We start from the raw sequence: 24,450 nt of genomic DNA on the forward strand, positions 1-24,450 counted from the left end.
CGGCGGAGCCGGGTGGGAAGGGTGAGGGCGGGCGCGGGACGGCCACGATCAATGCGCCGCTCCCCAGCTCGCACCGACGCCGATCTCAATTCCCAGCGGCACCGACAGAGAAACAGCCGGTGCGGCAGCCTCTGCCATGACGCGCTCGATCACCGGCTTGGCCGCCTCGACGTCGCCTTCGGGCAATTCGAATACCAGTTCGTCGTGGACCTGCAGCAGCATCTGCACGTTCGGCAGCCCCGCGGCGAGCAGCGCGGGCTCCATCCGCACCATCGCGCGCTTGATGATGTCGGCACTGGTGCCCTGGATCGGCGCGTTGATCGCGGCGCGTTCGGCGCCCTGGCGTTCGTGTTGCACCTTGCTGCGGATGCGCGGGAAGTGCGTCTTCCGCCCGAATAGCGTCGTCGTATAGCCGCGCTCGCGCACGCTCTGCGTCGTCTCGGCGATGTAAGTGTTGATGCCGGGGAAGCGATCGAAATAGCGGTCGATCATCGCCTGCGCCTCGTCGGCGGTGACGTCGAGCCGCCCCGCCAGCCCCCAGCGGCTGATGCCGTAGAGAATCGCGAAGTTGATCGTCTTCGCCCGTCCGCGCGTGTCGCGGTTGACCTCACCGAACAGCTCCATCGCGGTGAGCGAGTGGATGTCATCGCCATTGGCGAAGGCGGCCTTCAGCGCCGGGACGTCGGCCATATGCGCCGCCAGCCGCAGCTCGATCTGCGAATAGTCGGCCGCCAGGATGACGTTGCCCGGTTCCGCGACGAAGGCGTCGCGAATCTGCCGCCCCACCTCGGTGCGGATCGGGATGTTCTGCAGGTTCGGCTCGGTCGAGGACAGGCGGCCGGTCTGCGCACCCGTCAGGCTGTAGCTGGTGTGGACGCGGCCGGTGCGCGGGTTGATCTCGTTCTGCAGCGCGTCGGTATAGGTGTTCTTGAGCTTGGTCAGCTGGCGCCAGTCGAGCACACGCGCGGCGATCTCGGCACCGGGCGAATCCTTGTCGGCGGCGATCCGCTCCAGCTCGGTGACGTCCGTCGAATAGACGCCGGACTTGCCCTTGCGGCCGCCCTTGATGCCCATCCGTTCGAACAAGACGTCGCCCAGCTGCTTGGGGCTACCGATCGTGAACGGCGCCCCGGCGAGGCCGTGGATCACGGTTTCGAGCGCGGCGATCTGCTCGCTGAACCCGGCCGACAGCGCCGACAATTTCTCGCGATCGACCTTGATCCCGCGCGTTTCCATGCGCGCGATCACCGGCACCAGCGGCCGGTCGACCATCTCGTAGACGCGCGTCGCCTCTTCGGCGGGCAGCCGCGCCTTGAAGCGTTTCCACAGGCGATAGGTGACGTCGGCGTCCTCGGCGGCGTAGCGTGTCGCCGATTTGAGGTCGATCTCGTGGAAACCGCGCTGCGATTTCCCCGTGCCGACCACGTCCTTATAGGCGATGCAGCTGTGCGACAGATGCGTCGCGGCGAGCTCGTCCATGCCATGGCCGTGCAGCCCGGCGTCAAGGTCGAAGCTCATGACGATCGTATCGTCGTGCGGCGCCACCGCGATGCCGGCGAGACCGAGTACGATCATGTCGAATTTCAGATTGTGCCCGATCTTGAGGACGGATGCGTCCTCGCACAGCGTCTTCAGCCGCGCGAGTGCGTCGGTTCGGTCGATCTGCACCGGCGATTCGGCGAGCAGATCGGTGGTGCCGTGGCCCAACGGGATGTAGCACGCCTTGTTGGCGCCCAAGGCGAGCGACACGCCGACCAGATCGCAGCGCGTCGCGTCGGTCCCGGTCGTCTCGGTATCGATCGCAACCCAGCCTTGGTGTTGCGCCTCGGCGACCCAGCGGTCGAGCGTCGTGGTATCGACCACCGTCTCGTATCCATCGTGGTCGCACGGCGGATCGGCCTCGAACGGCACGTCCGCCGGCGCCGCGACGGGGGCGTCGGCGACCTGACCCAACCGGTTCATCAGCGTCTTGAAGCCGTGATGCTCCAGGAAGGCGCGCAACGGGGCATCGGGAATGCCGCTCGCGGGCAGTTCCAGTTCTTCGAGCGGATGGACGAGCGGGACGTCGCAGGCCAATTCGACCAGCTTGCGGCTGAGGCGTGCGGCCTCGGCATGCTCGATCAGGTTCTCCTTGAGCTTGCCCTTCTTGAACGTGTCGGACGCCGCGGCGGCGAGCACGCCCTCGACATCGCCATGCTCCAGGATCAGCTTGGCGGCGGTCTTCGGGCCGACGCCGGGGACACCGGGCACGTTGTCGACGCTGTCGCCCATCAGTGCGAGCACGTCGCCGAGCTTTTCCGGGCCGACGCCGAACTTCTCCACCACCGCATCGGGACCGAGGCGGCGGTTGTTCATCGTGTCGAGCATGTCGACCGACGGATCGGTCATCAGCTGCATCAGATCTTTGTCGGAACTGACGATCGTCACCTGCCAGCCCTGCGCCAGCGCGGCCTTGGTGTAGCTGGCGATCAGATCGTCCGCCTCCCAGCCTTCCTCCTCGATGCAGGGCAGTGAGAAGGCGCGGGTGGCGTCGCGGATCATCGGGAATTGCGGGACCAGATCTTCCGGCGGCGGCGGGCGGTGCGCCTTGTACTGATCGTACATCGCGTTGCGGAAGGTCTGCGACGATTTGTCGAGGATGACCGCCATGTGCGTCGGGCCATCCGCCTTGTGCAGCTCGTCGGCGAGCTTCCACAGCATGGCGGTATAGCCATAGACGGCGCCGACCGGCTCGCCGTGCCGGTTGGTGAGCGGCGGCAGGCGGTGGTAGGCGCGGAAGATATAGCCCGAGCCGTCGACGAGATAGAGATGGGGCATCGTGGGTCCGTTTAGCGGATCGGCGGGGGCGCACCAACCTCTGGCGAGCAGGGCTGCAAGCTTTGGCGGAGTGTGGCTTTTGGGGCACAAACGGGGCCAGCTCCTCCCCCGCCAGGGGGAGGTGGCAGCGCGACAGCGCTGACGGAGGGGGAGGATACGGCGAAGCCGGCGTTTGGGGCGATGCCCCCTCCACCACTCGGCTAAAGCCGAGCGGTCCCCCTCCCCCGGCTGCGCCGAGGGAGGACTTTAGGAGGTGGCGTCGGTCGCGACGGCGGCTGCCACCGCCTGGATCAGTTGCTGGCGTTCGCGGATCGGGCGGCGGCTGTCGCCGATCATCACGGCGATCGCGTAGCGGCGACCGTCGGGGGCGGTGAGCAGGCCGACGTCGTTGAAGCCGGCGTTGCGCGAGCCCAGGTCCTGGCCCGTGCCCGTCTTGTGCGCGATCTTCCAGCCCGCCGGGATCGCGGCGCGCAGGCGGGCGCGGCCGGTGACCGAGGCGCCCATCGTGTCGAGCAGGATGCGCGTCGAGGTTTCGCTGAACAATTCGCCGCGCGCGAGGCGCGCGAGCGCATCGGCGATGGCTAGCGGCGCGGCGCCGTCGGGCGGATCGTTGACATAGGCGTCGAGCGCCGCAGCGCGCACCTCGGGCGACAGACGCGAGCGGGCGAGTTCGAAGCCATTGCCCTTCGACATCGTCGCTTGGTTCCAGACGAGGCCGGCGGTCTTCGACTGGAGCAGGCGTTCGCCGGGACCGAAGCGGATGTCACCCAATTGCTTGCGCTCGATCATCGCGCGCACCGCCTGCGGGCCACCGACATAGGTCAGCAGGCGGTCGTTGGCGGTATTGTCGCTGTGCGTGAGGGCACGGGTGAGCAGTTCGCCGACGGTGGTGTGATAGCCATCGCCCTTCACCAGCATCGCGATCGGCTGGTGGAACAGCGTCAAATCCTGGTCGCGGACGACGACGGGATCGTCGAGCCGCGCCTTGCCCTGGTCGCGCAGGTCCATCAGCGTCATCGCGACCCACAATTTGCTGACCGACTGTTGCGGCATGCGGGTGCGCGCGCCGGGCGAGGTGACAGTCCAGCCGTCGTCGACCGCGCGGATCGCGATGCCGAACTTGCCGTCGAAATTGCGGGCGAGGCTGTCGATCGCCGCGGTGAGGCGGGCGGGCGCGACCCGGCGCGGTGGCGGCGCGGCGGCGGGGATGGGGATCGACACCGCGGCAGAGGGCGTGGTCACCGCCGGCACCGGACCATTGCCGCCCGGCCGCGCATTCGAACCGCAGGCGGCGAGTGCGGCGCACGCGCCGGTCATCAGGATGGATCGGGCCGACCGGCCGTACGCTATCATAATCGTGAACTGGCCCCCGCTAGGCGTAGCATCCTCCATATCCGCCATTTCGGGTGCGGATACCGGCGAAACAAGCCGCTGCGGTGAAGCGCGGCGCACGCGCGGCGAATCGCGTCGGCATCAGGGCACCAACACCGTGTCGACGGCCTCCGCCGCCGTCTGCGGATAGTCGAGCGTGTAATGCAGCCCGCGGCTTTCGTGGCGGTGGAGCGCCGACCGCACGATCAGCTCGGCGGTCTGGAGCAGGTTCCGTAGCTCGATCAGGTCGGGCGTCACGCGGAAATGGCCGTAGTAATCGGCGACCTCGCCGGTCAGCATCTGGATGCGATGCTGCGCGCGCTCCAGCCGCTTTGTGGTGCGGACGATGCCGACGTAATTCCACATGAAGCGGCGGATTTCGGTCCAGTTCTGCTTGATGACCACCTCTTCGTCCGAATCGGTGACGCGGCTTTCGTCCCAGGGCCGGATGACGGGGACGGGGGGCAGGCTGTCCCAATGCGCGGCGATATGGTCGGCGCACGCCTCGCCGAAGACGAAGCATTCGAGCAGGCTGTTGGACGCGAGGCGGTTGGCGCCGTGCAGCCCGCTTTCGGTGCATTCGCCCGCCGCATAGAGGCCGGGCAGGTCGGTGCGGCCGTCGCGGTCGATGACGATGCCGCCGCAAGTGTAATGCTGCGCGGGCACCACCGGGATTGGCTGCGTCGTCATGTCGATGCCGAGCCCGATCAGCTTTTCGTAGATGTTGGGGAAGTGGCCCTTCACGAACTCTGGCGGCTGATGGCTGATGTCGAGATGGACGTAATCGAGGCCGTAGCGCTTGATCTCGGCATCGATCGCGCGCGCCACCACGTCGCGCGGCGCCAGCTCCATCCGCTCGGCGTCATAGTAGGACATGAAGCGCTTGCCGGTGGTCGGGTTGATCAGCCGCCCGCCCTCGCCACGCACCGCTTCGGTGATGAGGAAGTTCTTGACCTCGAGATTGTAGAGGCAGGTCGGGTGGAACTGCATCATCTCCATGTTGGAGACGCGGCAGCCCGCGCGCCACGCCATGGCGATGCCGTCGCCGGTCGCGCCGCGCGGCGCGGTGGAGAAGAGGTAGGTGCGGCCTGCGCCACCGGTGGCGAGGATCGTCGCGCGCGCGGTGTAGAGGGTGACGCGGCCCGTGCCCCGATCGACCGCATAGACGCCCCAGACGTTGCCCGCGCCCGAATAGCGCTGTTCGTGCCGGCTGGTCGCCAGGTCGATCGCGACCTGATCGGGGACGAGCGTGATGTTAGGATGCGCCTCGGCGGCGCGTTGCAGCGCCTCCTGCACCGCCCAGCCGGTCGCGTCGGCGACATGGACGATGCGGCGATGCGAATGGCCGCCTTCGCGGGTGAGGTGGAGCGCGTTCCCTTCCGTGGCGAAGGGGACGCCGAGCTGCGTCAGGCGTTGAATCGCAGCGGGGGCGTTCTCGACGACGAATTCGACGATATCGCGGTCGTTGAGGCCGGCGCCGGCGACCATCGTATCCTCGACATGGTTGTCGAACGTATCGCCGGGTTCGAGCACCGCGGCGATTCCGCCTTGCGCCCAAGCGGTCGATCCTTCGTTGAGCGCGCCCTTGGCGAGGACCGTGACCTTGAACCGATCCGCGAGATTGAGCGCCGCGGTGAGCCCGGCGGCGCCCGAGCCGACGATCAGCACGTCGGTGGCGGGGGGTGATTCGCTCATCGTGTGACCCCTTCGGGCCCGCGGAAGTGGACGAAGTGGACGATACGTATCATCCGGAAACGCCCCCCGTACGTCCCACCGCAAGGATGGCGGCCGGCGGGCAGGGCGGGGCAGGGATCGGGCATCGGACCGCTGTGGCACGAATCGGGGCGTGTAGGACAGCCGGTTTCGCATAGGGGCCGGCCGATCCCGCAATTGGTACGACGGCGGGAAACCGATTGCTGCGCTCTGCGTCTTGTGACTCACGTGTGACAAGTTCGACGCGGCCTCGGGACAAGCCGCTTCAGGGAGGCGGTGCCCATGACCGTTCTGATCGGACAGACGCAATATTCCGTCGCCGCGCGCGCGGCGTTGCAGCGCCATCGATCGATCCGCGACCATTTCGCGGCCGAGCTGTTCGCCGAGCCGGCGCTGGAGGCGTTGCTGCAATTGTTCATCGCGCAGGAGGAGGGCGTACGGCTCAGCATGCTGACGCTCAGCCGGCAGTGCAGCGTGTCCGAATCGACCGGCCTGCGCTGGATCGCGCGGCTGGAGGCGCTGGGCTATTGCGAGCGGATCGCCGATCATCAGGACCATCGGCGTTCGTGGATCGTGATGAGTGACGATGGGTGCCGGCGGATGCGGCGGTGGCTGGATACGCAGCCGCGCGAGGCGTGAGGGCGGTGGCCTTCTCACGGGGTGGGGCGGGTTAGCCTACGAGTGCCGGTGCGCCGCAGCGTGCGCCGACGACGCGCAGGTCGGCCTGTCCGATGCGGACGCCGGCAAGCTGTTGCACTTGTTCGAGGATGCCGTCGAGCGCGGGCGCGACGCCGGACAGGGCGCTGAGCAGGGGAGCGGTGACCGGCGACGTGCTGACCGTGAGCCCGAGCACGCTGATCCGGAGATCGAGCCGCTGGAGCAGCGAGGCGATGAGGCCACCGAAGGCCTGGGTGGTGTTGATCGTCTTGACCGCACGGTCGGCGATATCGCCCGGGGTGAAGGTCGCCCGCGTCCAGTCGCTGCCGCCGACCTGCACGTCGGCGAGGCCGGTCACGGCGGTCACCAGTACCGACAGCAAGGTGGCGGGCTGGGGCTGGAGCGGCGCATTGAGGTTGCGCAGTGCGGTGTCGGACACCTGGCCGATGATGGCACGCATCGGCGTGACCCGCCCGTCGACGCCGACGGTCGCGCCGCCGGTGCCGCAGGCGACCGAGGCGAGCCGTGCCTCGCCGCCGGCGCCCTCCAGGATCACCGGCAGATTGGCGGTGGCGAGGCCGAGGCCGGCGACGTCGATCCGCGCGTTGAGCGCGATGCGGATCTGCGAGGTGCTGACCGTTACCGACGAATCGCGGCCGACGCGCACCCAGGGCGAGGTGGCGACGCGGCTGCCGATGATGACCGTCGCCTTGGTCGATCCGACGCCCATCACCTGTCCGCCGAGGTCGAGCGTCAGCTGGCGGTCGCCGCCTGTGCCGATCAGCGCTTCGCGCAGCAGCTCGTCCGCGCCGACGTTGAGCGATTTCAGGATGGTGCCGTCGCCCAGCTTCACGATGCGGGCGAGATCGACCTTGGTCGGGGGCAGTTTGACCGCGATGCTGCGCAGCACGGAGGCGCCGGTCCCCGGGGTCGCCGCATCGGCCATCGCGGTGACGAGCGTCGGCAGGTCTACCACCGCCGAGGCGGTGCTGTCGAACGTGCCCAGGCCGACCCCGGCGCGCGTCTTGAGCAGGCCGGACAAAGCGTAGAGATCGACGTTGGCGCCGACCAAAGCGTTGTAATCGGCGACGTTGAGGTTCAGATCGACGCCCGCCAGCTGCGACAGCAGCATGCCCGGAACGCCGCCCTGGACGTGGACCAGGCGGCTGCCGACGCTGATCGCCGCCTCCCCCGTCCGCGCGGCGATCGCCGCGGCGCGCAGGTCGACGTAGCGTCGACCGGTGAGGATACCGGAAAAGAACAGGGGGATGCGCTGGCTCGCCAGCACCTGCACCGCGGCGACGCCATTGGCGGCCGGCTGGAAGCGCGCCGCCACCGCGACCGCCGGATCGGGGTTGTAGGCGCCCGATTGCGCCGTGACGATCGTGACGCTGGGCGCGCTGTCGGCGGCGACGGCGCTTTGCGCCGCGGTGCGCGGGTCGCCGCCCTGAAGCACGGCGGCCATTGCGGCGCGATCGGTGATGCCCTGCAGCTGGCGCTTGCGCACGACCATCCAGCCGTAATCGACGGCGAGCGAGGCGGCGCTGAGGAAGATGATGATCAGGAAGACCGACATGACCGCGACGCTGCCGCGCCGGTCGCGCGCTAGTCGTCCGAACGGGGGGACCGCCAATCGAACCCTCACAGGCCCCCCAGCAGGATGGTGGCGCGCTGGACGATGCGGCTGGGCGGCGCGGGCACGAAGGGCAGGCGCAAATTGCCATCGCGGCTGGCATCGTAGCTGACGGTGATGGTCAGCTGGCCCGTCCCCTCGCTGACCGCGATCGTGGCGCGCTGCATATCGTAGCGGCCGAGATTCTTGAGATGCTCGGTCGCCTTGCCCGTGGCGAGATTGCGCCGTTCGGTCGCATCGAGGCCGGCGATGGCGGCGCGCGCGCCGTCGTTCGCGGCCTGCTGGATGCCGTTCGCGACCAGGAACCACCAGGCGTAGGAAATGATGCCGAAGGTCAGCATCAGCATCACCGGCAGCAGAACGGCGAATTCGATCAGCATCGATCCGCCCGTATGGGACAGAATTGCCGCAATCCTCCTGCGGCCGCGGCCCGCGGTGCGGGCGCTGACGGCGTCGGTGCGAACATCAACTCCGGTCATTCTCTTTCCTCCATGACGGGGCATGGAGGATGTTGCCTCAAGTCGATCTAAACATTTCTGTCAGAACGACTTTGAGGTGATTTTCGGACCGGATTCGTTTGTTTGACGTACTATTGCCGACGTACGGTTTTGTTTCGTTATCGTAAGATTGCTCAGGCGTCGGTGCGGGTGAGGCTGAGGAACACGTCTTCCAGATCGGGTTCTTTGGTCGTCACGTCGACGATGCCGAAGCCGTCGTTCTGCACCGCGGCGAGGACTTCGCCGGCATTCACCCGATCCTTGGCATAGGTGATTTCGAGCGTCCGGCTGCCTTTCAGGACGATCTTGGCGAAACAGGCGTTCTGCGGCGGCGTCGCGACGTCGCGGTCGACGGTGACCGCCACCACCTTTTCCTGCGCCTTGCCGACGAGGTCGCGGGTCGGTTCGTTGGCGATCAGGCGGCCGTGGTTGATGATCGCGATGCGATCGCACAATTCCTCGGCCTCTTCGAGGTAATGGGTGGTGAGGACGACGGTGACGCCGGCGGCGTTCAATTCGCGGACATAGGCCCACAATTGCTGGCGCAGCTGGATGTCGACGCCCGCGGTCGGTTCGTCGAGGACGAGGACGGGGGGCGAATGGACCATCGCCTTGGCGACCATCAGCCGCCGCTTCATGCCGCCCGACAGCGTGCGGGCATAGGCGTTCGCCTTGTCCTCCAGATGCACCGCGCGCAGCAGGTCGAGGCTGCGGCGCTGCGATTTGGGAACGCCGTAGAGGCCTGCCTGGATTTCCAGCGTCTCGATCGGCGTGAAGAAGGGGTCGAACAGGATTTCCTGGTTGACGATGCCGATCGACGCCTTGGCGTTGCGCGGATGCGCGTCGATGTCGAAGCCCCAGATCTCGGCGCTGCCCTCGGTCTTGTTCACCAAGCCGGCGAGGATGTTGATGAGCGTCGATTTTCCGGCGCCATTGGGGCCGAGCAGGCCGAAGATCTGGCCGCGCGGCACGTCGAAGCTGACGCCATCGAGCGCGCGCTTGCCGCCCTGATAGGTCTTGCAGAGGTTCTGGATGCGGATCGCGGCCTCGGTCATGGAGCGGGGCATACGCTTGTGGCGGCGGGGTGCAACCCATTCCGGTGGGCAACGTGTCGTCCTTCGCCGTCATTCCCGCGAAGGCGGGAATCCATAACCTCGAACCTCGACGATGGAACCGCACCGTTCGCCCGTCTGGATTCCCGCCTTCGCGGGAATGACGAAGGGGGGAGGGCGAAGACGTAGCGGAGGATTGATGGGACGAGCGTGCCTTGCTATCCGCTGGCGCATGATCGCGCCGCCCGAAATCGTCCGTGTCTCCCAACGCCGCGTCGCCTGCGACGGCGCCACCGACATTCCCGGCGGTGCGGCGCTCGGCCATCCGCGCGTGTTCCTGCAGATCGACGAGCATGGCTATATCGACTGCGGCTATTGCGATCGGCGCTTCGTGCTGATCGGCGGGCCGGCGGATGGCGTCGATCAGGCGACGTTGCGCGACATTTCGGAAGGCGCGAGCCCGCGCTAACTAGTCGGGCCGCATCGCGCGCCTATATTGGCGGGTATGACCGTATCCGCCGATCCCCGCTCGTTCCTGTATCGCGACGCGCTGTCGCCCGACGCCGCGCTGCGGCTGACCGCCGAAACGCTGGGGGCCGCCGACGATGGCGAACTCTATCTGCAATATCGCAAGGCCGAGGCATTCGGCTTCGATGACGGGCGGCTGAAGACCGCGAGCTACGACACCAATGCGGGCTTCGGCCTGCGCGCCGTGTCGGGCGAGATGACCGCCTTCGCTCATGCCAACGAGCTGTCCGAAGCGGCGATCCGCCGCGCGGGCGAGACGATGGCGCTGATCGACCCGTCGAAAGGGGCGAAGGTGCCGCCGCCGCAGGGCAACAATCGCCACCTCTACACCGACGCCGATCCGCTCGACCTGGTGCCGTTCGCCGACAAGGTGAATTTGTGCCAGACGATCGATGCCGCGGCGCGGGCGCGCGATCCGCGCGTGGCGCAGGTGTCGGTCGGCCTCAGCGGCACGTGGAGCGTGGTCGAGATCGTGCGGCCCGACGGCTTTGTCGCGACCGACGTGCGGCCGCTAGTGCGGCTCAACATCCAGATCGTCGTCGAACAGAATGGCCGGCGCGAGACGGGCAGCTTCGGCATCGGTGGGCGCTATCTGTACGAGCGGCTGATGGAGCCGGCGGTGTGGAATCGCGGGATCGACGAGGCGCTGGCGCAGGCTTTGGTCAACCTCGAATCGGTCGCGGCGCCGGCGGGCGAGATGACCGTGCTGCTCGGGCCGGGCTGGCCCGGCGTGCTGCTGCACGAGGCGATCGGCCACGGGCTGGAGGGCGACTTCAACCGCAAGGGGACGAGCGCGTTCTCGGGTCGGATCGGCGAACGGGTCGCGGCGCCGGGCGTGACGGTGGTCGACGACGGGTCACTGGCTGACCGGCGCGGTTCGCTGTCGATCGACGACGAGGGCACGCCGACGCGCGAGACGGTGCTGATCGAGGACGGTATCCTGAAGGGCTATATGCAGGACCGGCTCAATGCGCGGCTGATGGGCGTGGCCGCGACGGGCAATGGGCGGCGCGAGAGCTTTGCGCATGCGCCGATGCCGCGGATGACCAACACCTTCATGAAGGACGGCACGGACGATCCCGCCGAGCTGCTGTCGCGCGTGAAGATGGGCATCTTCGCCAAGAGCTTCGGCGGCGGGCAGGTGGATATCGTTTCGGGCAAGTTCGTCTTTTCCTGCACCGAGGCGTACCGGATCGAGAACGGCAAGCTGGGCGCGCCGATCAAGGGCGCGACGCTGATCGGCGACGGGCCGACGGTGCTGACCAAAGTGCTGGGCATCGGCAACGACTTCGCGCTGGACGAAGGGATTGGCGTGTGCGGCAAGGGCGGACAGAGCGTGCCCGCGGGCGTGGGGCAACCGACGCTGCTGGTCGATGGGCTGACGGTGGGGGGGACGGCGGCCTGAGGGTTCAGAAGCCGTTGATGAGGAAGTCGAGCGCGGCCTTGATCGTCCATTCCTGATCCGCGAGCGATCCGATGCGTCCACGGAGCAGTTTGGCGTCCAGCGTGACGGCGAAGTGCGTGGCGAGCAGCCATGGTTCGCCGTCCAACGTCACCTGAGGGTTCAGCCGGCCGACGACGTTTGTATCATCGGAAGGGTCGATCAGCGGGATCACCAGCCGCGTACGGTGGACACTCGCCAGTGGAGACTGGACGTCGACGACATGTGCGCCGTCGGGTAGAATGTAGACGTCGAATTGGGCCATCACCAGGCGCGGTACTTTTCGAGTGGATGACCGTTTTTCTCGTACCAGCGGTTCCAGCCTTCGATGGCGTGAGCATTATCCTCGCGCCATCGCGCCTCCTGCGCAGCTTTGATCGCCACGCGTAGCGCGTCTTCACTCACTCGGGACATATTGACCCCGGCTTCCCTGGCAGCCGCGACGATGCCGGTGTCGATCGAGACGTTGACGGCCCTGCGCTTGCCGGTGCGGATCGGATCGTGCTTCATGCGGTGAAAGTATGCGCATCATCCATGCGCGTCAACGGAGTGCAACCATGTCCCTCGTCGAACTCGGTCGCTATGATCGCAACCTGGCCAATATCCTCGTCGGGCGGCTGGCGGCGGAAGGGATTGCGGCGATCGCCTTCGATGGCGGCGCGAGCATCGCCGATGGCAGCTATCTGCTGATCCCGGTCCGCGTGATGGTGGACGAGGACGATCTGACGGCGGCGCAGGACATCGTCGGCACTGCCTGATTTTTGGGCAGAGAAAGCGCACTGCACAATAATCTGACGTTGCTGACGGGACTAGCGCACGAAATGCCCTGAAATCCTGCCAAATCGTAAATGGCACGGTCGTTGCGATGCAGCATACCGTCTGATGCGAAGGGGGCAGGGATGAAGCTGGTCATTGCGATCATCAAGCCGTTCAAGCTCGACGAGGTGAGGGAAGCGCTCACCACGTTGGGGGTGGCAGGGATGACGGTTACCGAGGTCAAGGGGTTCGGCCGCCAGAAGGGCCAGACCGAAATCTACCGCGGCGCCGAATACAGCACCAACATGGTGCCCAAGATCAAGATCGAGGTGGTGTGCGCCGCTGACCTGGCCGACCGGGTCGTCGAGGCGATCCAGGCATCGGCGAACACCGGCGCGATCGGCGACGGCAAGATCTTCGTGCTCGACGTCGGGCAGGCGGTGCGCATCCGCACCGGCGAAACCGACGATTCGGCGCTCTGAGGGGGGGTAAGATGAAGCTGACACACACAATCGCCGGTGTCGGGGCGGCCTGCGTTGCCGCCGCCTTCACCGCACTGCCGGCCTTCGCCCAGGCGGCGCCCGCGGCGGCACCCGTCGTCGCGACGGTCAACAAGGGCGACACCGCCTGGATGATGACCAGCACCGTGCTGGTGATGATGATGATCCTGCCGGGCCTCGCGCTGTTCTACGGCGGTCTCACCCGCGCCAAGAACATGCTGTCGGTGATGACGCAGATCGGCGCGGTCGCGTGCCTCGCGATGCTGGTCTGGGTGATGTACGGCTATTCCCTCGCCTTCGGACCGGACGTGGCCGGCGGCGGGTTCCTGACCAACTTCATCGCCAGCTTCGACAAGGCGTTCCTGAAGGGCGTGACCGCGGCGTCGCAGTCGGCGACCTTCACTGCGGGCGTCGAAATCCCCGAATATGTCTTCATCTGCTTCCAGATGACCTTTGCCGCGATCACCGTCGCGCTGGTGCTGGGATCGGTGGTCGAGCGGATGAAGTTCAGCGCGGTGATGGCGTTCGGCGCCGTCTGGCTGACGATCGTCTACTTCCCGATCGCGCACATGGTGTGGGCATCGTCTGGCCTGTTCTTCAAGGCGGGCGCGCTCGATTTCGCGGGCGGCACCGTGGTGCATATCAACGCGGGCGTCTCGGCGCTGGTCGCATCGCTGATGCTCGGCAAGCGCATGGGCTATCCCAATACGCCGATGCCGCCGCATTCGCTGACCCTGACGGGCGTCGGCACCGGCCTGCTGTGGGTCGGCTGGTTCGGGTTCAATGCGGGTAGCGCGCTGGAAGCCAATGGCTCGGCGGGTCTTGCGATGATCAACACCTTCGTCGCGACCGCGAGCGGCGGCCTGTTCTGGATGCTGATCGAGCGGGTGCGCGGTCACAAGGGGTCGGCGCTGGGCTTCTGTTCGGGCATCGTCGCCGGCCTGGTTGCGGTGACGCCGGCTGCCGGTAACTCCGGCCCGTTCGGTGCGATCGTGCTGGGTGCGGTTGCTTCGGTGGTCTGCTTCTTCGCGGTGTCGGTGCTGAAGCCCAAGCTCGGCTATGACGACGCGCTCGACGCCTTCGGTGTGCATGGCATCGGCGGCATGATCGGCGCGATCGGCACGGGCATCGTCTATGCGCCCTCGCTCGGCGGACCGGGTGCGGCGGATTACGCCATGGGCGCCAAGCTGCTGGTGCAGATCGAGGCGGTCGCGACGACGATCGTCTGGGCCTCGATCGGCACGGTGATCGCGATCACCATCGCCAAGCTGCTCACCGGCCTGCGCGTCAGCCCCGAAGTCGAGCAGGAAGGCCTCGACCTCGGCGAGCATGGCGAGCGCGCCTACAATTGATCGGGAGCGGGACGGCAGGTCCCGCACCCCACCGACGTTCCTCCTGCGGACGACCCTGGCCCGGTACGGTGACGTACCGGGTCTTTTTTGTGTTCGCGCGAAGACGCGAAGACGCGAAGGGGGCATTGCCGGTGGCAGGCGTCCGCCTGTCTTTCTCGTGATGGGGAGGGCAGGTGGCTGGCGGCCGGTGCCTACCTCTTTGCGGCTTCTCGGCTTCGCGTGAACGTTTTTTGCGCGCGGAGGCGCAGAGGCGCGGAGGACGCCAAGGGCGCAGAACGGTCGGATCAGTCCCGTTCGTGCTGAGCTTGTCGAAGCACGTCGTGCCACAGGGGCGGGGGTGCGAGGGGCGACCCGCCCTTCGACAGGCTCAGGGCGAACGGGGTGTGTGGGAGCACCGCGCGCTCCCTTCCCGCGTGCACGCACGATCTTCGTCGCCGCGCTCTGCCCCTCCCTCGTCATCCCGGCGAAGGCCGGGATCCATGGAAACGCGACGCAGCGGTTGCGCGCCTACGTCAGTCGCACTCCCGTCCATGGATCCCGGCGTGCGCCGGGATGACGAAGGTAGGGTGAGGGGGCGCGGGCCTCAGCCCAGTTGCGCGCGCAGGTCCATCATGGCGATCGCCGCCAGCGCCGCGCCGCCGCCCTTGTCGAGCTGGGCGGGGTCGGCGCGGACGATGGCTTGCGCTTCGTTTTCGGTCGTCAGGATGCCGTTGCCGATGGCGAGGCCGTCCATGGTCAGCGCCATGATGCCGCGCGCGCTTTCGTTCGAGACGATCTCGAAATGATAGGTCTCGCCGCGGATCACCACGCCCAGCGCGACGAAGGCGTCGTAGCGGCTGGTGTCGGATGCCAGCGCGATCGCGCCGGGCACCTCGAGCGCGCCCGGCACCGTAACCGTCTCATGCGTGTGGCCTGCCGCCTCGATCGCGGCGCGGGCACCGGCGAGCAGCATGTCGTTGAGATGGTCGTAGAAGCGGGCTTCGACGATGAGGATATTGGCCATGGGTCAGCCTTCGCCTTCGATGCGGCGCTCGGCGACGATCGACAGGCCATAGCCGTCGAGCCCCACGAGCGTGTGGTGGGTGTTGGTCAGCAGGATCATGTCGTGGACGCCGAGTTCGGCGAGGATCATCGCGCCGACGCCATAGTCGCGCAATTCCTCCATCGGCACTTCGACCTGCTCGCCGGCATGGCGGCGGACGGCGGTGGTGAAGCCGTCGGCGCGCTGGCGGTTGATGATGACGATGACGCCCGAGCCTTCCTTGGCGATCATCTCCATCGAGCGCTGGAGCATGCGGCTGCGGTCGCCGTCCTCGCCGAACACGTCGGCGAAGGGGGAGAGCGCGTGCATGCGCACCAGCACGGGCTGCGTCACGTCGAGCCGGCCCTTGACCAGCGCGATCTGCTCGGTGCCCGTCGCGGTGTTGCGATAGGCGCGTACCGCCCATTCGCCGCCCCAGCGGCTGGTGAAGCGCGTTTCCGATACCAGAGAGACGAGGTGGTCGTAGCGGCGGCGATAGGCGATCAGATCGCGGATCGTGCCGATCTTGAGGTTGTGGAACTGCGCGAAGGTGACGAGGTCGTCCATCCGCGCCATCGTGCCATCCTCGTTCATGATCTCGCAGATCACGCCCGAGGGGTTGAGGCCGGCGAGGCGCGAGACGTCAACGGCCGCCTCGGTGTGCCCTGCGCGCACCAGCACGCCGCCGTCGCGTGCGACGAGGGGGAAGACGTGGCCCGGGGTCACGATGTCGGCGCGACCCTTGCCGCTGTCGGTCGCCACCGCGATCGTGCGGGCGCGGTCGGCGGCGGAGATGCCGGTCGTCACGCCCTCGCGCGCCTCGATCGAGACGGTGAAGGCGGTTTCGTGGCGGGTGCCGTTGTTGCGGCTCATCAGGTCGAGGCCGAGTTCCTCGACGCGGGTGCGCGTCATCGCGAGGCAGATCAGGCCACGGCCGTGGCGGGCCATGAAGTTGATCTTTTCAGGGGTAGCCATTTGCGCGGGGATGACGAGGTCGCCCTCGTTCTCGCGATCCTCGTCATCGACGAGGATGAACATGCGGCCGTTGCGCGCCTCGTCGATGATCTCTTCGGGCGACGACAGGAAGGCGTGGCGGAGCTGGGCGATCTCAGGGTTAGCGGCCACGGTAATGCTCCATGCGTTGCAGATAGCGGGCGAGGACGTCGATCTCGATATTGACCATCTGGCCCTGGGCGAGCGCGCCGAGTGTCGTCACCGCCTGGGTGTGGGGGATGAGGTTGACCGAAAAGTGCGTGACGTCCCCATGATCCTCGACCGTGTTGACGGTGAGCGAGACGCCATCGATCGTGATCGACCCCTTTGGCGCGATGAACGGCGCGAGGGCGGCGGGGACGGCGAAGCCGATGCGGTGCGACTCGCCCTCCGGACAGATGCCGATCACCTCGGCGATGCCGTCGACATGGCCGGTGACGATATGGCCGCCGAGTTCGTCGCCCAGCTTCATCGCGCGTTCGAGATTGAGGCGGCGTCCTTCGACCCATTGGTCGCGTGCGGTGCGGGCGATGGTCTCGCCGGAGACCTGGACGTCGAACCAATGGGTGCTGGCCGTGCCCTTGTCGATGACGGTCAGGCAGACGCCCGAACAGGCGATCGAGGCGCCGAGGTCGATCGTGTCGGGGTCGTACGACGTGGCGATGCGCACGCGCGTGTCGCCCTCGCTCTGAACCCGTTCGATCGTGCCGATATCGCTGACTATGCCGGTGAACATGGGGTGCGCTCGTAGACCTCGAGCCGGTCGCTGCCAAGCTGGCGCGCATCGTGGAGCTGCCAGCGGCCGTGTGCCGACCCGAGATCGGTCAGGCCGATCGCGCCGATCGCGGGCAGGCCGCCGCCGATGACGATGGGCGCGCGGTAGAGGAGCAGGCGGTCGACGAGGTCGTCTCGCAAGAAGGCGGCGGCGGTGCCCGCGCCGCCCTCGACGAGCAGGTGGTCGCCGGGGAGGGTGGTGATGGCGGCGGGGGTGGGGATTACCAATACTTCGTCATCCCGGCGCAGGCCGGGATCCATGGATGGGGGGACGCTCGATCCTTGGGCCGCGCCGTGTCCATGGATCCCGACGTTCGTCGGGATGACGAAGGAGGGGGAGGACGACAGGACCACCCGCTGCGGGCTGCGTCCCTCCAGTCCCGGCAGGCGTACGTCGAGGGTCGGGCGGTCCGCCTCCCATGTGCCCCGGCCGACGAGGATCGCTTCGTGGCGGGCGCGTTCGACGTGGGCGTGGGCGCGTGCCTCTGCGCCGGTGATCCAGCGGCTGGTGCCATCGGCGAGCGCAATGCAGCCGTCGAGCGAGGTGGCGAGCTTCAGCGTCACGAACGGGCGGCCGAGCCGGCGGCGGGTGAGGAAGCCGGCCATGCTGCGCGCCGCATCGGTGGCGAGGAGACCGACCGCCACCGCGACACCGGCGGCGCGGAGTCGGGCGATGCCCTGGCCATTGGTGCGCGGGTCGGGATCGCCGAGCGCGATCGCGACGCGCGCGATGCCGGCCGCGATCAGCAGATCGGTGCAGGCGGGGCCGCGCGCCGAGAGATGGGCGCAGGGTTCGAGCGTGACATAGGCGGTGGCGCCGCATGCGGCGTCGCCCGCCTGTGCGAGCGCCATCGCCTCGGCATGCGGGCGACCGCCGGGCTGGGTCCAGCCGCGGCCGACCACTTGATCGTCGTGGACGATGAGGCAGCCGACATTGGGATTGGGGGCGGTGCGGCCGCGCGTGCGCCCGGCGAGCGCGAGCGCGGCGGCCATCCAGCGCGAATCGTCCGTTATCACAGCCCCATTTTGTTCATCGCGTCATCGACCTTCTTGAACTGGCTGCGCAATTTCTCCTCGCGCGCCTTTTGCGCGGCGATGCGCTTGTCCTGTTCGACCTTGTCGATCGCCTGCTGCGCCTTGATCTCTGCATCGGTGCGGTTGGCGGCGTAATTCTTGAAGTAGATGATGTTGGGTTGATAGGGTTCGGGCGGAATGTCGTTGCGCATGAAGGCGTAGACGAAGAACCCCGTGATCGCGATCGCCAGCGCAAGGAAGCCCAGGTCGCGCGGCTCGCGCTGCGACAGGAAGAAGCGCAGGTCGCGAATGGCCCGCACCGGCGAGAAGCGGCTGAAGAACTGCATGGGGGAAAGATAGGCGCAGGCTCGCGGCTCGACCAGCCCCTCCCTTGCAAACGGCCGTTCGTGCTGAGCCTGTCGAAGCACGACTGTACGGGGGCGTTACGCTCGTGGCACCTGCCCTTCGACAGGCTCGGGGCGAACGGCGCGAAGGTTGGGGGTCAGTCGGTCAGCCCGTGGACCAGCAGCAGCGACACGAAGGTGAGCAGCGCCGCCCAGGCGAAGACGAGCAGCACCGCGGTACGCCACAAGGCGGAGAAGGTGCGCAGCGAATAGGCGCCGCGCAGCTGGCGGAACATGTGGATCGGCGGCAGCGCGAAGACGGCGAGCACGATCCAGCCGCTGCCGATGCCGATGACGCCGGCGATCATCAGCGTGATCACCATCAGCATCATGAAGGCGAGGCTGTACGTGACGAAGATCGCGTGATCGTACAGGCCGAAGCGGCGGCGCCACAGGAAGAGCAACGCGACGAAGGGCGTCGAGATCGGGATCAGCAGCCAGCTGTATTTGTACGCGCTCGATTGCAGCTTGTAGAGCGCGAGGCCGGGATTCTTGTTGGCCTTTTCCAAGCCATGGTCGAGGCTGGCCCAGCCGGTCTTGGCGTTGGTGAACGAGGTTTCCACACTGTCGCCCCCGGTCCCGCCCACCTGGGTCCGCTTCAGCGCGGCGATCGCGGTTTGCAGGCCGGCGATGTCCTGATCGATCTTTTCGGTCGGTTTGCCCGCAGCGATCAGCTTGGCGCGTGTCTTCTGGGCGAGGTCGAGCTGCTTTTCCACCTTCTCGACGCCGCCGGCGATGCCCACGATGTGGCGGCTGACGCCTTCGGGTGTCGCGAGTTCGGCGATGTCGCCGCCCAGCGCGCTGATCGTCGCGAACATCAGGAAGACGGTGAACAGGAACACCGCGAGCGGCGAAACGAAGCGCGCGCGCTCGCCGGCGACGTAGCGGCGGGTGAGGTCGCCCGGTCGCCACACCAGCATCGGCAGCGTGCGCCAGATCTTGCCTTCGAAATGGAAGACGCCGTGCGCGATCTCATGCCCGATCGCGCCGATCGTGCGGTGGACGTGGCCGCTCTGTCCGCAGGCGTGGCAATGCGCCCCAATCAACCGCGTGCCGCAGTTGAGGCACAGGCCGTGGCCGTGCTCGCGTGATTCCCCGGCGTGCGGCTCCACCGTGCGGGCGGCGAGCGCGCCCGTGATGAAGTCCCCTGCTACTGCGATATCCCCCGACATGGCAGCAGCTTAGCAAGCTGTATCGGCCGGGCAAGATCGTCTTCGTGGCATAAAGCGGAGTGGCGTGGTAACGAATGGCATGGCCGACGCAGACAATACGCACGAAATGATCGCAGAGATGGGCGCGCGTGCGCGCCGCGCCGCCAGGATGCTCGCGGCTCTGCCGACGGCGGCGAAGGCGGCCGGGCTGCGCGCTGCTGCGGCGGCGGTGCGTGCGGCGGCGCCGGCGATCCTCGATGCGAATGCGCGCGACATGGCGGCAGGCGAGGCACGCGGCCTGAGTGGCGCGCTGCTCGACCGGCTGCGGCTCGATGCCGGGCGGATCGAGGGGATCGCGGCGGGGATCGAGGCGGTGGCGGGGCTGGACGACCCGGTCGGGCAGGTGATCGATCGTCGCGAGCGGCCCAATGGCTTGCAGCTGACCCGCGTGCGCGTGCCGATCGGCGTGATCGGCATCATCTACGAATCGCGGCCCAACGTGACCGCGGACGCGGCGGCGCTGTGCGTGATGGCGGGCAATGCGGTGATCCTGCGCGGCGGCAGCGAGGCGATCCACAGCAATTGCGCGATCCATGCCGCGCTCATCGCGGGGCTGGTACAGGCGGCGCTGCCGGCGGAGGCGGTGCAGCTGGTGCCGACCACCGATCGCGCCGCGGTGGGGGCGATGCTGACCGCCGATGGCCTGATCGACCTGATCGTCCCGCGCGGCGGCAAGAGCCTGGTCGCGCGCGTGCAGGCGGAGGCGCGGGTGCCGGTGCTGGCGCATCTCGATGGGATCAACCACGTCTATGTCGATGGCTCGGCCGATCCGGCGATGGCGGAGCGGGTGGTGCTGGACGCCAAGATGCGGCGGACCGGTATCTGCGGCGCGATGGAGACGCTGCTGATCGATCGCGACTTTGCTGGGCCGGCGGAGTTGGTGACAGCGCTGCAACAAGCCGGATGCGAAGTGCGTGGCGATCCCGCCGAGGCGGCGTTCGGCGAGATCGTTGTCCCGGTGAGTGCCGAGGATTGGGACACCGAATATCTCGATGCGATCGCCTCCGTCGCGCTGGTCGATGGGGTCGAAGGGGCGATGGCGCATATCGCGCGGCACGGATCGCACCATACCGACGCGATCGTCGCCGAGGATGCGGGGGTTGCGGAGCGATTCCTGAACGGCGTCGACAGTGCGATCGTGCTGTGGAACGCCTCCACGCAATTCGCCGATGGCGGCGAATTCGGGCTGGGCGCGGAGATCGGCATCGCGACGGGGCGGCTGCACGCGCGCGGGCCGGTCGCGCTGGAGGGGCTGACGACGTACAAATGGATCGGCCGCGGCACGGGGCAGGTGCGCGGTTGAAGACTCCCGACGCAAGGGATAGCATCCGCTAATGAACGCTCCGGTATCGATCAATGCACCGCTCGATCCTGCCACGCTGGCGATCGTCGAGGAACTGGCCCGTTCACGTGGCATCACCGGCGAAGAATTTGCGGCGGACGCTATCCGCAAAGTTGCCGAACACGACATCGAACTACGAGCCTTTATTCAGGAAGGTATCGATTCGATCGAACGCGATGGCGGCATAAGCCAAGAGGATATGGAAGCGTGGTTCGAGGAGCGCGTGGCCGCCCGTAAACGGGGATGAGGCCCGTCACCTGGGCTCCCCGCGCGAAGGCCGACCTTGCGCGGATCGACGTGTTTTATGCCGAACGCGATCCCGATTTTGCCGACGAGATAGGGCGGGCGGCCATTGCTGCTAGCCGCTTCCTCGGTGAGTTTCCCGCTGCCGGCCCAATCGTTGACCGGGACGCGCGCAAGTGGCGGATCGCGGAAACTGACTTTCTTCTGCTGTATCGGATCACCTTCACCGGCGTTGAGATTCTTCGCGTCCGTCATGGGCGTGAAGACTGGCAGCGAGCCGCGCCATGAAAACCGGCCTGCTCGGCGGATCGTTCAACCCGGCGCATCGCGGGCATCGGGCGATCACGCTAGCCGCGATCCGGGCGCTGGAGCTCGACGAGGCGTGGTGGCTGGTGTCGCCGGGCAATCCGCTCAAGAGCGGCGCGCGCGACATGGCGCCGCTGGCGGCGCGGCTCGCGTCGGCCAAGCGGATGGCGCGGCGGGCACCGATCCGGGCGAGCGATATCGAGGCGCGGCTCAATACGCGCTACACGCTCGACACGCTGCGCCAATTGCAGCGGCGTTACCCGCGGCGGCAGTTTATCTGGTTGATGGGGGCGGACAATCTGGCGCAGTTTCATCGCTGGCGCGGGTGGCGCGAGATCGCGCGCACGATGCCGATTGCGGTGATCGCGCGTCCGGGGTATGACGACAAGGCCCTCGCGGGTGTCGCGATGGGTTGGCTGCGGCGCTTCCAACGGCCCGCACGCCAGGCGAAGCATTGGACCTCGTGGAGTTTGCCGGCACTCGTGCTGTTGCGCTTCCGCCCCGACCCGACCTCCGCCACCGCGGTCCGTGCGGCCGATCCCGACTGGCACCGGCACTGATGCCGGCCCAGCAACCCAGGAGTCCCCTTGGCGAGTACCCCCCAGGCCGTGCGTCCGGCCGACCCGGCCGAAGTCGAAGCGCTGCTGCGACTGATCCTGACGTCGCTGGACGACGATCAGGCCGAAGAGGTCATTTCGATCCCGCTCGCGGGCAAATCGACGATCGCCGACCATATGGTGATCGCCAGCGGCCGCTCGACGCGGCAGGTCGCATCGATGGCCAACAAGATCGCCGAAAAGGTGAAGGCCGAGTTCGGCCGTCCGGTGCGGATCGAAGGGCTGCAGACCGCCGACTGGGTGCTGATCGACGCCAATGACGTCATCGTCCACCTGTTCCGGCCGGAGGTGCGCACCTTCTACAATCTGGAACGCATGTGGCAGTTCGGCGATACCGTGTCGTCGTCGCTGAAGCCGTTGCCGCCGGAAGTCCTCAACCCGCCGAAGACCCCCACCGCGACGGAAGAGGCCTGACATCCTTTTCCACATCGTGGCGCGCGGCAAGATCGGGCGATCGCCCGAGGCGGAGCTGGTCGATCGCTATCTGAAGCGGATCGTCTGGCCGACGCGCGTCACCGAACTGCCCGATACCGGCGGCAAGGTGCCTGCGATGGAGCCGCAGACGGTGCGGGTGATGCTGGACGAGAAGGGCGAGGTGCTCGGCTCGCTGGACTTCGCGCGGCGGATCGAGCGGTGGCGCGATAGCGGCACGCGCGAGTTGCGCTTCCTGATCGGCGCCGCCGACGGTTTCGACGATGCCGAGCGGGCGGGCGCGGACCTGTTGCTGTCGTTCGGGCGCGCGACCTGGCCGCACATGCTGGCGCGGGCGATGCTGGCCGAGCAGCTGTTCCGCGCGACCGCGATTTTGGCGGGGCATCCCTATCATCGGGAGGGGTGATGGCTGCCATTCCGTACCCGCCCTCACCCTTCCGCGGCTACGCCGCTCCCTCCCTCTCCCGCTGGGAGAGGGAAAAGCCGCCGAAGGCGGCGAAGGGTGAGGGTAGGCGCGTCGTATTCTGTTGTCTCGCTTTCCTCACACTCGCGGTGCCTGCCGAAAGCCAGCCCGTCACCGACCAGCGCCAACGCCTCGTCGCGGCCAAGCGCGACGCGGTGATCGCCACGCGTCGCGCCGAAGCGTTGGCGCGCGACGCGGCGGCCGAACGCAATGCCGCGGACAAGGCGCGGGCCGAAGAGGCGGCGCTGGCGGCGCGGGTGCGGGCGGCGGAGGCCAATCTGGCGGCGGCGCGGGCGCGGCAGGCAATCGTCACGCGATTGCTGGCGGATCAGCAGACGACCCTTGCCACGCAGCAGGCGCCGGTCGCGCGATTGCTCGCGGCGCTGACCGCCTTGGCGCGCCGGCCGGCGGTAGTCGCGATCGCGCAGCCTGGATCGATCGACGACCTCGTCCACGTCCGCGCGGTGCTGGGCGGGGCGCTGCCGCTGGTGCAGCAGCGGACCGATGGCGTGCGGCGGCAGATCGCACGGACGCGGGGGCTGGAGCGGGATGCGGCGGTCGCCGCGGCGGCGCTGCGCCGCGGGCGAGCGCAGCTGGAGACGGACCGGGTCGCGCTCGCGACGCTGGAGGCGGCGCATCGGCGTCGCGCCAGCGCGCTCGGGCGCCATGCGATGAGCGAGGAGGATCGGGCGCTGGCGCTGGGCGAACGCGCGCGGGACCTGGTCGAATCGCTCGGTGACGATGCGGTGGCACAGGCGACCGCGGCGGATCTGGCGGCACTGCCCGGCCCCTTGCCGCGCCCACTGGCGCCCGGCACGCGCGTACCGGTGCCGGCCGCGGGGGCGTATCGCCTGCCGGTGCGCGGGCGGCTCGTCACCGGGACGGGCGAGATTTCCGACGCGGGCGTGCGGTCGCGCGGGCTGACCTTTGCGGTCGCGGCGGGCGCGCCGGTGGTGGCGCCGGCGGGGGGCGTAGTGCGCTATGCCAAGGCGTATCGCGGCTATGGCACGATCGTGATCCTCGACCATGGCGACGGCTGGACCAGCCTCGTCACCGGGCTTGCCGCGGCGGGCGTTCGGCCGGGCGAGCGGATCGCGGCGGGAGCGCCTCTAGGCAGGGCGGCGGGCGGCGAAGAGCCGCGGATCACCGTCGAATTACGCCGCCGTGGGCGGCCGGTGGATATCGCCGCGCTGCTGGGCTGAGGGTGCCCGACGGTTCGCGTCGACCAAGCGTGTCCGGTCTTCCGGTTCGTTATTGCCTCGCCCCGCTCGCAATGACGGCAGGTGCCGTGCGGCGGCGATAGCCGGATCGGC

27 protein-coding genes are annotated in these 24,450 nt (G+C 67.9%); 13 read left to right on the forward strand and 14 right to left on the reverse strand.

What is annotated here, in order from left to right:
- Positions 1–48 precede the first annotated feature (48 nt).
- The 3 genes from polA to nadB all read right to left on the reverse strand — a co-directional run bounded on the left by polA (position 49) and on the right by nadB (position 5,883).
- Positions 49–2,817 carry a DNA polymerase I gene (polA, locus tag ACP690_RS01615; RefSeq protein WP_426259932.1) on the reverse strand — a complete coding sequence of 923 codons (2,769 nt, stop codon included), beginning with the start codon at positions 2,815–2,817 and terminating at the stop codon, positions 49–51.
- 246 nt (positions 2,818–3,063) lie between these two features.
- The gene (locus ACP690_RS01620; protein ID WP_426259933.1) at positions 3,064–4,134 is read right to left on the reverse strand and encodes a serine hydrolase; all 1,071 of its coding nucleotides are present in this window, start codon (positions 4,132–4,134) and stop codon (positions 3,064–3,066) included.
- 156 nt (positions 4,135–4,290) lie between these two features.
- On the reverse strand, positions 4,291–5,883 hold the full coding sequence (gene nadB, locus ACP690_RS01625; RefSeq protein ID WP_426259934.1) for an L-aspartate oxidase: 1,593 nt from the start codon (positions 5,881–5,883) through the stop codon (positions 4,291–4,293).
- A gap of 300 nt (positions 5,884–6,183) precedes the next feature.
- Here nadB and ACP690_RS01630 point away from each other — a divergent pair, with 300 nt between their 5' ends.
- Positions 6,184–6,540 (forward strand): hypothetical protein, encoded by a 357-nt coding sequence (locus ACP690_RS01630; RefSeq protein ID WP_017980292.1) that lies wholly within the window; start codon positions 6,184–6,186, stop codon positions 6,538–6,540.
- 31 nt (positions 6,541–6,571) lie between these two features.
- Here the strand turns inward: ACP690_RS01630 and ACP690_RS01635 are convergent, their stop codons facing one another.
- The 3 genes from ACP690_RS01635 to ACP690_RS01645 all read right to left on the reverse strand — a co-directional run bounded on the left by ACP690_RS01635 (position 6,572) and on the right by ACP690_RS01645 (position 9,743).
- A complete protein-coding gene (locus ACP690_RS01635; protein WP_426259935.1) occupies positions 6,572–8,191 on the reverse strand; it encodes a TadG family pilus assembly protein in 1,620 nt (539 codons plus the stop codon).
- 8 nt (positions 8,192–8,199) lie between these two features.
- Complete coding sequence (locus ACP690_RS01640; protein WP_426259936.1) at positions 8,200–8,670, reverse strand: TadE/TadG family type IV pilus assembly protein; 471 nt, start codon at positions 8,668–8,670, stop codon at positions 8,200–8,202.
- Between the two features lie 152 nt (positions 8,671–8,822).
- Positions 8,823–9,743, reverse strand: coding sequence for an ABC transporter ATP-binding protein (locus ACP690_RS01645; RefSeq protein ID WP_017980289.1), 921 nt, complete (start codon positions 9,741–9,743; stop codon positions 8,823–8,825).
- Between the two features lie 229 nt (positions 9,744–9,972).
- Here ACP690_RS01645 and ACP690_RS01650 point away from each other — a divergent pair, with 229 nt between their 5' ends.
- Both ACP690_RS01650 and tldD read left to right on the forward strand, forming a co-directional pair.
- Positions 9,973–10,209 carry a zinc-finger domain-containing protein gene (locus ACP690_RS01650; protein WP_017980288.1) on the forward strand — a complete coding sequence of 79 codons (237 nt, stop codon included), beginning with the start codon at positions 9,973–9,975 and terminating at the stop codon, positions 10,207–10,209.
- Between the two features lie 36 nt (positions 10,210–10,245).
- Positions 10,246–11,673 carry a metalloprotease TldD gene (tldD, locus tag ACP690_RS01655; protein ID WP_426259937.1) on the forward strand — a complete coding sequence of 476 codons (1,428 nt, stop codon included), beginning with the start codon at positions 10,246–10,248 and terminating at the stop codon, positions 11,671–11,673.
- Between the two features lie 4 nt (positions 11,674–11,677).
- On the opposite strand, the gene ACP690_RS01660 is transcribed toward tldD, so the two are convergent.
- Positions 11,678–11,974 carry a CcdB family protein gene (locus ACP690_RS01660; RefSeq protein ID WP_043060891.1) on the reverse strand — a complete coding sequence of 99 codons (297 nt, stop codon included), beginning with the start codon at positions 11,972–11,974 and terminating at the stop codon, positions 11,678–11,680.
- The gene (locus ACP690_RS01665; protein WP_063686712.1) at positions 11,974–12,219 is read right to left on the reverse strand and encodes a type II toxin-antitoxin system CcdA family antitoxin; all 246 of its coding nucleotides are present in this window, start codon (positions 12,217–12,219) and stop codon (positions 11,974–11,976) included. Before ACP690_RS01665 ends, ACP690_RS01660 begins: the two co-directional genes overlap by 1 nt.
- A 47-nt stretch (positions 12,220–12,266) precedes the next feature.
- On the opposite strand from ACP690_RS01665, the gene ACP690_RS01670 reads away from it, so the two are divergent.
- The 3 genes from ACP690_RS01670 (at position 12,267) to ACP690_RS01680 (ending at position 14,317) form a co-directional block, all read left to right on the forward strand.
- Positions 12,267–12,467: a DUF2007 domain-containing protein gene (locus tag ACP690_RS01670; RefSeq protein WP_426259938.1), complete on the forward strand. Its 201-nt coding sequence runs from the start codon at positions 12,267–12,269 to the stop codon at positions 12,465–12,467.
- A 141-nt stretch (positions 12,468–12,608) separates the two neighbouring features.
- Complete coding sequence (locus ACP690_RS01675) at positions 12,609–12,947, forward strand: P-II family nitrogen regulator (protein ID WP_017980283.1); 339 nt, start codon at positions 12,609–12,611, stop codon at positions 12,945–12,947.
- An 11-nt stretch (positions 12,948–12,958) separates the two neighbouring features.
- Positions 12,959–14,317, forward strand: coding sequence for an ammonium transporter (locus tag ACP690_RS01680; RefSeq protein ID WP_426259939.1), 1,359 nt, complete (start codon positions 12,959–12,961; stop codon positions 14,315–14,317).
- A 583-nt stretch (positions 14,318–14,900) separates the two neighbouring features.
- On the opposite strand, the gene ribH is transcribed toward ACP690_RS01680, so the two are convergent.
- The 6 genes from ribH to ACP690_RS01710 form a co-directional block, all read right to left on the reverse strand.
- The gene (gene ribH / locus ACP690_RS01685) at positions 14,901–15,320 is read right to left on the reverse strand and encodes a 6,7-dimethyl-8-ribityllumazine synthase (RefSeq protein ID WP_426259940.1); all 420 of its coding nucleotides are present in this window, start codon (positions 15,318–15,320) and stop codon (positions 14,901–14,903) included.
- Between the two features lie 3 nt (positions 15,321–15,323).
- Positions 15,324–16,463, reverse strand: coding sequence for a 3,4-dihydroxy-2-butanone-4-phosphate synthase (gene ribB / locus ACP690_RS01690; RefSeq protein ID WP_147036630.1), 1,140 nt, complete (start codon positions 16,461–16,463; stop codon positions 15,324–15,326).
- Positions 16,453–17,067 (reverse strand): riboflavin synthase, encoded by a 615-nt coding sequence (locus ACP690_RS01695; protein ID WP_426259941.1) that lies wholly within the window; start codon positions 17,065–17,067, stop codon positions 16,453–16,455. Before ACP690_RS01695 ends, ribB begins: the two co-directional genes overlap by 11 nt.
- Entirely contained in the window at positions 17,052–18,098 is a 1,047-nt protein-coding gene (gene ribD, locus ACP690_RS01700; protein WP_426259942.1) for a bifunctional diaminohydroxyphosphoribosylaminopyrimidine deaminase/5-amino-6-(5-phosphoribosylamino)uracil reductase RibD, read from the reverse strand. Before ribD ends, ACP690_RS01695 begins: the two co-directional genes overlap by 16 nt.
- Positions 18,099–18,118: 20 nt before the next feature.
- Positions 18,119–18,466 (reverse strand): hypothetical protein, encoded by a 348-nt coding sequence (locus tag ACP690_RS01705; protein ID WP_017980277.1) that lies wholly within the window; start codon positions 18,464–18,466, stop codon positions 18,119–18,121.
- A gap of 155 nt (positions 18,467–18,621) precedes the next feature.
- The gene (locus ACP690_RS01710; RefSeq protein WP_426259943.1) at positions 18,622–19,695 is read right to left on the reverse strand and encodes a DUF3667 domain-containing protein; all 1,074 of its coding nucleotides are present in this window, start codon (positions 19,693–19,695) and stop codon (positions 18,622–18,624) included.
- 79 nt (positions 19,696–19,774) lie between these two features.
- Between ACP690_RS01710 and ACP690_RS01715 the strand changes: the two genes are divergently transcribed.
- From ACP690_RS01715 to ACP690_RS01745, 7 genes are read left to right on the forward strand one after another with little or no spacing between them, the layout of a single operon-like run.
- Complete coding sequence (locus ACP690_RS01715) at positions 19,775–21,037, forward strand: glutamate-5-semialdehyde dehydrogenase (protein ID WP_426259944.1); 1,263 nt, start codon at positions 19,775–19,777, stop codon at positions 21,035–21,037.
- Between the two features lie 31 nt (positions 21,038–21,068).
- Positions 21,069–21,323, forward strand: coding sequence for a hypothetical protein (locus ACP690_RS01720; RefSeq protein WP_017980274.1), 255 nt, complete (start codon positions 21,069–21,071; stop codon positions 21,321–21,323).
- Positions 21,320–21,607: a type II toxin-antitoxin system RelE/ParE family toxin gene (locus ACP690_RS01725; protein WP_426255583.1), complete on the forward strand. Its 288-nt coding sequence runs from the start codon at positions 21,320–21,322 to the stop codon at positions 21,605–21,607. Before ACP690_RS01720 ends, ACP690_RS01725 begins: the two co-directional genes overlap by 4 nt.
- The gene (locus ACP690_RS01730) at positions 21,604–22,185 is read left to right on the forward strand and encodes a nicotinate-nucleotide adenylyltransferase (protein WP_017980272.1); all 582 of its coding nucleotides are present in this window, start codon (positions 21,604–21,606) and stop codon (positions 22,183–22,185) included. Before ACP690_RS01725 ends, ACP690_RS01730 begins: the two co-directional genes overlap by 4 nt.
- A gap of 27 nt (positions 22,186–22,212) precedes the next feature.
- Entirely contained in the window at positions 22,213–22,656 is a 444-nt protein-coding gene (gene rsfS / locus ACP690_RS01735) for a ribosome silencing factor (RefSeq protein WP_244056938.1), read from the forward strand.
- 1 nt (position 22,657) lies between these two features.
- Complete coding sequence (locus ACP690_RS01740) at positions 22,658–23,080, forward strand: 23S rRNA (pseudouridine(1915)-N(3))-methyltransferase RlmH (RefSeq protein ID WP_426260021.1); 423 nt, start codon at positions 22,658–22,660, stop codon at positions 23,078–23,080.
- The gene (locus ACP690_RS01745) at positions 23,080–24,339 is read left to right on the forward strand and encodes a murein hydrolase activator EnvC family protein (protein WP_426259945.1); all 1,260 of its coding nucleotides are present in this window, start codon (positions 23,080–23,082) and stop codon (positions 24,337–24,339) included. The genes ACP690_RS01740 and ACP690_RS01745 overlap by 1 nt, the downstream gene beginning before the upstream one ends.
- Positions 24,340–24,450 lie beyond the last annotated feature (111 nt).

Source organism: Sphingomonas sp. DC4900 (assembly GCF_049896485.1).
GTDB lineage: Bacteria > Pseudomonadota > Alphaproteobacteria > Sphingomonadales > Sphingomonadaceae > Sphingomonas > Sphingomonas aquatilis.

Coding starts and splice junctions, on each gene's coding strand:
- polA (WP_426259932.1), bottom strand. CDS start 2,817: ATGCCCCATCTCTATCTCGTCGACGGCTCGGGCTATATCTTCCGCGCC.
- ACP690_RS01620 (WP_426259933.1), bottom strand. CDS start 4,134: ATGACCGGCGCGTGCGCCGCACTCGCCGCCTGCGGTTCGAATGCGCGG.
- nadB (WP_426259934.1), bottom strand. CDS start 5,883: ATGAGCGAATCACCCCCCGCCACCGACGTGCTGATCGTCGGCTCGGGC.
- ACP690_RS01630 (WP_017980292.1), top strand. CDS start 6,184: ATGACCGTTCTGATCGGACAGACGCAATATTCCGTCGCCGCGCGCGCG.
- ACP690_RS01640 (WP_426259936.1), bottom strand. CDS start 8,670: ATGACCGGAGTTGATGTTCGCACCGACGCCGTCAGCGCCCGCACCGCG.
- ACP690_RS01645 (WP_017980289.1), bottom strand. CDS start 9,743: ATGACCGAGGCCGCGATCCGCATCCAGAACCTCTGCAAGACCTATCAG.
- ACP690_RS01650 (WP_017980288.1), top strand. CDS start 9,973: ATGATCGCGCCGCCCGAAATCGTCCGTGTCTCCCAACGCCGCGTCGCC.
- tldD (WP_426259937.1), top strand. CDS start 10,246: ATGACCGTATCCGCCGATCCCCGCTCGTTCCTGTATCGCGACGCGCTG.
- ACP690_RS01660 (WP_043060891.1), bottom strand. CDS start 11,974: ATGGCCCAATTCGACGTCTACATTCTACCCGACGGCGCACATGTCGTC.
- ACP690_RS01665 (WP_063686712.1), bottom strand. CDS start 12,219: ATGAAGCACGATCCGATCCGCACCGGCAAGCGCAGGGCCGTCAACGTC.
- ACP690_RS01670 (WP_426259938.1), top strand. CDS start 12,267: ATGTCCCTCGTCGAACTCGGTCGCTATGATCGCAACCTGGCCAATATC.
- ACP690_RS01675 (WP_017980283.1), top strand. CDS start 12,609: ATGAAGCTGGTCATTGCGATCATCAAGCCGTTCAAGCTCGACGAGGTG.
- ACP690_RS01680 (WP_426259939.1), top strand. CDS start 12,959: ATGAAGCTGACACACACAATCGCCGGTGTCGGGGCGGCCTGCGTTGCC.
- ribH (WP_426259940.1), bottom strand. CDS start 15,320: ATGGCCAATATCCTCATCGTCGAAGCCCGCTTCTACGACCATCTCAAC.
- ACP690_RS01695 (WP_426259941.1), bottom strand. CDS start 17,067: ATGTTCACCGGCATAGTCAGCGATATCGGCACGATCGAACGGGTTCAG.
- ribD (WP_426259942.1), bottom strand. CDS start 18,098: ATGGCCGCCGCGCTCGCGCTCGCCGGGCGCACGCGCGGCCGCACCGCC.
- ACP690_RS01705 (WP_017980277.1), bottom strand. CDS start 18,466: ATGCAGTTCTTCAGCCGCTTCTCGCCGGTGCGGGCCATTCGCGACCTG.
- ACP690_RS01710 (WP_426259943.1), bottom strand. CDS start 19,695: ATGTCGGGGGATATCGCAGTAGCAGGGGACTTCATCACGGGCGCGCTC.
- ACP690_RS01715 (WP_426259944.1), top strand. CDS start 19,775: ATGGCCGACGCAGACAATACGCACGAAATGATCGCAGAGATGGGCGCG.
- ACP690_RS01720 (WP_017980274.1), top strand. CDS start 21,069: ATGAACGCTCCGGTATCGATCAATGCACCGCTCGATCCTGCCACGCTG.
- ACP690_RS01725 (WP_426255583.1), top strand. CDS start 21,320: ATGAGGCCCGTCACCTGGGCTCCCCGCGCGAAGGCCGACCTTGCGCGG.
- ACP690_RS01730 (WP_017980272.1), top strand. CDS start 21,604: ATGAAAACCGGCCTGCTCGGCGGATCGTTCAACCCGGCGCATCGCGGG.
- ACP690_RS01745 (WP_426259945.1), top strand. CDS start 23,080: ATGGCTGCCATTCCGTACCCGCCCTCACCCTTCCGCGGCTACGCCGCT.